Genomic DNA, 6375 nt, shown 5'->3' with positions numbered 1-6375 from the left:
CGTCTAATCAATGTATGCCGGATTCGTTCGGCACAGCGTCGCCGGTGCTTGAGATTTGCTGCCTCGCGCCGCCCGCCCTATACTTGCGGCACCGCCCCCCTTGTGACGGCAGACCCCGGCCATGCCGCGCATCGGCAGCCATGGCAAGACTGCAAGACCCGCAAGCGCTCTCGTGGGCAGGCCGCATTGGTCCTTGTGGCTGAAGTAATTAGCGGGCATTCTGATGTGCGAAGAAACTCCGTTCGGCATTGGCGAAGGAGAGAGGAGGAGTGTTCTTATCGGGTCATCGGCGCTCTGCTGGTTGGGCTAAGCCCGCTGCTGCTGCAGTGGGTGCAGATAGTGCACGTCCAAACGCGCCGGTTGACTTTGGGAGGCGCTGATCATGACCGAGGCGCCAGCAACCGTCATCGTCATCGATGATGATCCGGAAATCCGCGAGGCGCTTGGCAGCCTGCTGCGTTCCGTCGGCTTTGCCGTGAATCTCCTCGCTTCGGTGGGCGACTTCCTCAAGTCTGGGCGACCCGCCGGGCCGACCTGTCTTGTGCTCGATGTCCGGCTGCAGGGACAAAGCGGTCTTGATTTTCAGCTTGAGCTGTCGCGAGAAAATATTCAGCTGCCGATCGTGTTCATCACCGGGCACGGTGACATTCCCATGTCTGTCCAAGCGATGAAAGGGGGCGCGGTCGAGTTCCTGACGAAACCGTTCCGCGATCAGGATCTGCTCGACGCCGTTCAACTCGGCCTGGCGCGCGACCGCGTGTGGCTTGAAAATGAAAAGGCATTGGCGTCATTGCGTGCGAGGTTCGATAGCTTGACTGCGCGCGAGCGCGAGGTGATGGCTTTGGTGGTGACTGGACGGCTGAACAAGCAGATCGCCTTCGATCTTGGCGTGAGCGAGATTACCGTGAAGGTTCACCGCGGTCAGGTCATGCAGAAGATGGGTACTAAGTCCTTGCCCGAACTCGCGCTTATGGCCGACAAGTTGAAGCTCGCGCCCGGAAAGCCGCAAGGGCAATATAAGAGCTCTTAAGCCCGCGTATAGGTTATCCCCTCCTCTTTGGTATCCAATCTTTCCTCCCGGCGAATAGTCCGGTGGGGAGCGTGCTGTTATAGTCAGAATTCTCCTCCCAAGAGCCCAAACCGGCCCCCTCTCGAACCCCTCCCTCGCTGGGAGGGGGTTTTTGCCTTGCGGAGCTGAGCACGTCTAAAGCCGCGAGGAGATGCGAAATCGGCACGGACGACTATGTGGGAGCACCCATTAATTCGGCAAGTTGCAATCCTTTGACTATTTGGCAGGGAATGCCCGATCACGGAACGTAGCAACTGCATCGCTCATTGAAAAATCAAAATAGTTTTCAGTAGTTCTCTCACTGCGCGACGTGCGTCCTCCGATCTTCGAAGTAAAACACGTCGACATGAGGCGCTTTTTCACGTAGATGTGTTCGCGTAGAATAACATAGGCGGCCAGTCTGATGCCGTCCATGCTTCCGGGCATTCACGTCAGTCATCCAGTTGCATTTTGCTCGTGTTCTGCAAGCATGGCGATGGCGGCTGCCGCTGTCTCCGCCTCGTGGTCAAGGAAGCCGGCATCTGCGAGCGTGCGGGCGATGTCCATGCGGACAAGCCCGGCGGAAAGCCAAAGCACATCAGCTTGAACCAGCTTCACATTCGCGGACCGATCACGCCAGTCAACCAGCGTTACCGATGTGAGCTCAAGTGCCTCATTTGATAGGGGTCAACAGGACCCATCGGCACGCGCGGTCGGTGTTGCTCCAAGCGCGCCGGGGCTGACGGCGCATATGCTCTAACGAACAGATGAGATGTAGGAAAAGACATCGTCATACTACGTCGTGTGTGGTATGAGTTTTTGTTTAAACTCGCTCTGGTCAACCTGGGTGGACGAATGTCGTGGGCCAAAGTTGCTGTCAGTCCGTCAGGAAAACCTAGCTTGGCGACCTCTCGGTTCGGCGTTGATTGCGATAGCAGCTTGGAGCTTCTGTGGGAGGATGGCGAACGCGTGCTGTGCCGCGGACGGCGTCTGGGTGCCGGCGGCCAGTGGAACGCTGTGCTGATCGCCCTTCCCGCCGCCGAGCATCCGAGGCCCTCAACCCTTGATCGCCTCGCCCACGAATATGAATTGAAGGACGATCTGGACGGTGCATGGGCCGTGCGGCCGCTGGAGTTCGTGCGCGAAGGCGGCCGGACCATGCTGGTGCTTGAGGACCCCGGCGGCGAGCCGCTCGCCCGGCTTCTCGGCTGCCCCATGGAGGTCGGAAATTTCTTGCGCATCGCCATAGGCGCCGCCTCGACTCTCTGCAAGGCCCACCAGCGAGGTCTCGTTCACAAGGACATCAAGCCGGCCAATATCCTAGTGAACGGCGGGAGTGAAGAGGTGCGGCTGATCGGCTTCGGCATTGCCTCGCGCCTCTCTCGCGAACGGCAGGCACCCGACCCGCCCGAAACCATCGCCGGGACGCTCGCCTACATGGCGCCGGAGCAGACCGGCCGCATGAACCGGTCGGTCGACTCTCGCAGCGATCTCTACGCGCTCGGCGTCACCTTTTACCAAATGCTCACGGGCGTACTGCCTTTTGCGGCTGCCGATCCGATGGGATGGGTGCACTGTCACCTCGCCAAGAAGCCGTTGCCGCCGACCGAGCGAAGGAAGGAGGTGCCGGGCGTCATATCAGCGATCATCATGAAGCTGCTCGCAAAGACGGCCGAGCAGCGCTACCAGACCGCCGCCGGTCTGGAGCGCGACCTGCGGCGCTGCTTTACGGCGTGGGAGACTCGAGGCCGCATCGATGACTTCCCGCTCGGCGAACACGACACGCCGGACCGGCTCCTGATCCCGGAGAAGCTGTACGGGCGCGAGCACGAAATCAAGACCCTGCTCGCCGCCTTCGACCGCATCGTCCAGGGTGGGGCGCCGGAGCTGGTGCTGGTGTCCGGCTACTCCGGTATCGGCAAGTCCTCCGTCGTCCACGAGCTGCAGAAGGTGCTCGTGCCGCCGCGCGGACTATTCGCCTCAGGCAAGTTCGACCAATATAAGCGCGACATCCCATATGCCAGCCTGGCGCAGGCCTTGCAGGGGCTGATCCGCCCCCTGCTGGGCAAGAGCGAGGCCGAGCTGGCGCCCTGGCGCGAGGCCTTCGACGAGGCGCTTGGCCCGAACGGCCAGCTCATGGTGACACTCATCCCTGAGCTCGAACTGCTCACTGGCCCGCAGCCGCCGCTACCGGAGCTGCCGCCGCAGGACACGCAGCGCCGCTTCCAGATGGTGTTCCGCCGCCTGCTTGGCGTGTTTGCGCGGCCGGAGCGCCCGCTGGCGCTGTTCCTCGATGACCTGCAGTGGCTCGATGCTGCGACGCTCGACCTGCTTGAACACTTGGTGACCCGGCCCGAGCTGCGCCATTTGCTGCTGATCGGCGCTTACCGAGGCAACGAGGTCACGCCAGCGCACCCGCTGATGCGGCGGCTGGCGGCGATCCGCAGCTTGGGCGCGCCGGCGCAGGAGATTGTGCTGGCGCCGCTCGGGCATGAGGATCTCGGCCGGCTCATTGCCGATGCCCTCCACTGCGAGCCAGCCAGTGCGGCGCCTCTGGTCCGGCTGGTGCACGAAAAGACCGCCGGCAATCCTTTCTTTGCCATCCTGTTCCTCACCGCACTGGCCGAGGAAGGGCTGGTCGCCTTCGACCATGGGCAGGCACGCTGGTCCTGGGACATCGACCGCATACACGCCAAGGGTTACACGGACAATGTAGTGGACTTTTTGCTGGGCAAGTTGCGCCGCCTCCCCGACGCGACCCAAGACGCCCTGCAGCAGTTGGCCTGTCTGGGCAACGTTGGCGAGATCGCAACCCTCGGCCTGATCCAGGGGGAGAGCGAGGCAGCGCTGGACGCAGCACTATCGGAGGCGGAGCGAGCCGGGTTGGTATTCCGGAGGGATGGGGCCTATCACTTCCTGCACGACCGCGTCCAGGAGGCAGCTTATACGCTCATCCCCGAAGGCGAACGAGCCGCTGCGCACCTCGCCATCGGTCAGTGGCTGGCCGCGCATACGCCGCCGGAGGCGGTCGAGGAAAGTGTCTTCGAGATCGTTGGCCAACTCAATCGCGGCATCGCGCTGATAGCCTCGGGCGAGGAGCGGGAGCGGGTTGCCGAACTGAACTTAATCGCTGGCCGGCGCGCCAAAGCCTCAACCGCGTACGCCTCGGCGCTGACCTACCTTACCGCCGGGCTCGCCCTATTGCCGGAGGACGGGTGGGAGCGCCGGCACGAGTTGACTTTCGCGCTGGAGCGGCACCGGGCCGAATGCGAGTTCCTCACCGGCGCGCTGGGGGAGGCGGAGGCGCGCCTCGCCGAACTGGCAAGCCGCGCCGTCAGCCTGCCCGACCTGGCCACCGTCACCCGGCTGCGGGTGGACCTCTTCATGACCCTCGGCCGAAGCGAACACGCCGTCAGGGTCGGGCTCGACTACCTGCGCCGCGTCGGCGTCGCTTGGTCGGCGCATCCGACGAAGGACGATGTCCGGCAGGAATACGCGCGGATGTGGCGGCAGCTCGGCGACCGCCCGATCGACGCGCTGCTCGAACTGCCTCGGATGGCCGATCCGGTCGCGTGCGCGACGATGGACGTCCTCACCTCGCTCGTGTCGCCGGCCTTGTTCACCGACGAGAACCTGCGCTGCCTTGTCATCGGCCGTATGGGGAATCTCAGCCTGGAGCACGGTAACGGCGACGCATCGTGCTACGCCTACACCGCGGTGGGCAACGTGCTGGGGCTGTTTTTCGGCGACTACAAGGCAGGGTTCCGCTTCGGCCAGCTGGGGCTTGACATGGTGGAGCAGAGTGGTGTTGACCGCCTCAAGGCCCGCGTCTACCTGGCCTTCGGGAACCTCGCGAAACCGTCGATGCGGCATTTCCCGATGGGCCGCCCAATCGCACGGCAGGCCTTCGACCTGGCTCTGCAGGCCGGTGACCTGACCTACGCAGCCTTTAGCTGCAACAACGTCCTCACCCAACTTCTCGCCAGCGGCAATCCGCTCGCCGAAGTGCAGCGCGAGGTCGAGGCCGGGCTCGACTTCGCGCGGCAGGCGAAGTTCGGTCTTGTCGTCGATCTCATCACCGCACAGTTCGGACTTGTCCGGGCTCTCCGCGGCCAGTCCGCGATCTTCGGCTCCTTCAACGATACCGGGTTCGATGAGGAACGGTTCGAGCAGCATCTGGAGGATGATCCGCGCCTGTCGATCGCAGCCTGCTTGTACTGGATCCGCAAGCTGCAGGCACGTGTCTTCGCCGACGACCACGCCGCAGCCGTCGCGGCGGCGACGAAAGCAGAACGCCTTCTTTGGATGTCGCCAGCGATCTTCGAGCGGGCAGAATACCATCTCTACGCTGCGCTGGCGCGGGCCGCGCTCTGCGAGGCGGCCCCCACTGCGGAGCGAGCCCGCCACCGCAAGGCCTTGGCCGCCCACCACCGCCAGCTCCAGGAGTGGGCCGAGAACTGCCCGGAAAACTTCGCGAGCCGCGCCGCCCTGCTCGGCGCGGAGATCGCCCGCCTCAAAGGGCGGTGGCTCGAGGCCGAGCGTCTTTACGAGCAGGCCATCCGCTCTGCCCGCGACAACGGCTTGATCCACAACGAGGCGCTCGCCTCCGAACTGGCAGCGCGCTTCTACGCGGCGTGTGGCTTCGAGACCAATTCCCATGCCCACATGCGAAACGCGCGGCACTGCTACCTGCGTTGGGGAGCTGATGGCAAGGTGCAGCAACTCGATGCATTGTATCCCTACCTGCGAGAGGACGAGCCAGCACCCAGCCCGAAGAGGACGATCGGAACGCCGATCGAACAACTTGACCTCGCCACCGTTATCAAAGTGTCGCAAGCCATCTCGGGGGAGATTGTCCTTGAAAAGTTGATCGACACGGTCTTGCGGACCGCCATTGAGCAGGCGGGGGCCGAGCGCGGCCTGTTGATCCTGTCGCGTGGCGGTGAGTCACGGATCACGGCGGAGGCCACGACCGGCGGCGACACGGTCGTGGTGCAGCTGCGCGACGAGTTCGTGACCGCGATCACGCTGCCGGAATCGGTCCTTCATTATGTCTTGCGCACTAACGAGAACGTGGTTCTCGGCGACGCCACAGCTCAGAACCCATTTTCCGCGGACCCCTACATCTGTCAGCACCATGCCCGTTCCATTCTTTGCCTGCCGTTGCTCAACCAGGGCCAACTGACTGGAGTGCTCTATCTCGAGAACAACCTCGCCCCTCGGGTCTTCGCGCCCGCCCGGATCGCAGTGCTGAAGCTGCTCGCCTCCCAGGCAGCGATCTCACTGGAGAATACCCGGTTGTACCGCGATCTCGCAGAACGCGAAGC

Annotated in this window: 3 protein-coding genes; 2 read left to right on the top strand and 1 reads right to left on the bottom strand. The window is 63.5% G+C overall.

The genetic code is table 11. From position 1 onward, the window contains the following. Window positions 1-382 precede the first annotated feature (382 nt). Complete coding sequence (locus AAAC48_RS03365; RefSeq protein ID WP_340652813.1) at window positions 383-1030, top strand: response regulator transcription factor; 648 nt, start codon at window positions 383-385, stop codon at window positions 1028-1030. Window positions 1031-1504: 474 nt separating this feature from the next. Here the strand turns inward: AAAC48_RS03365 and AAAC48_RS03360 are convergent, their stop codons facing one another. Beyond that, window positions 1505-1666, bottom strand: a complete 162-nt coding sequence (locus AAAC48_RS03360; RefSeq protein WP_340652812.1) for a hypothetical protein — start codon at window positions 1664-1666, stop codon at window positions 1505-1507. Window positions 1667-1987: 321 nt separating this feature from the next. On the opposite strand from AAAC48_RS03360, the gene AAAC48_RS03355 reads away from it, so the two are divergent. Next, window positions 1988-6375 (top strand): AAA family ATPase (locus AAAC48_RS03355; protein ID WP_340652814.1); only part of this gene is annotated, 4388 nt, incomplete at its 3' end.

Source organism: Phyllobacterium sp. (assembly GCF_037994405.1).
GTDB lineage: Bacteria > Pseudomonadota > Alphaproteobacteria > Rhizobiales > Rhizobiaceae > Phyllobacterium.
This window is presented reverse-complemented; position numbering and strand designations above follow the sequence as displayed.

What these genes read in the sequence shown, in the direction of transcription:
- AAAC48_RS03365 (WP_340652813.1), top strand. Translation starts at nt 383, where the DNA reads ATGACCGAGGCGCCAGCAACCGTCATCGTCATCGATGATGATCCGGAA.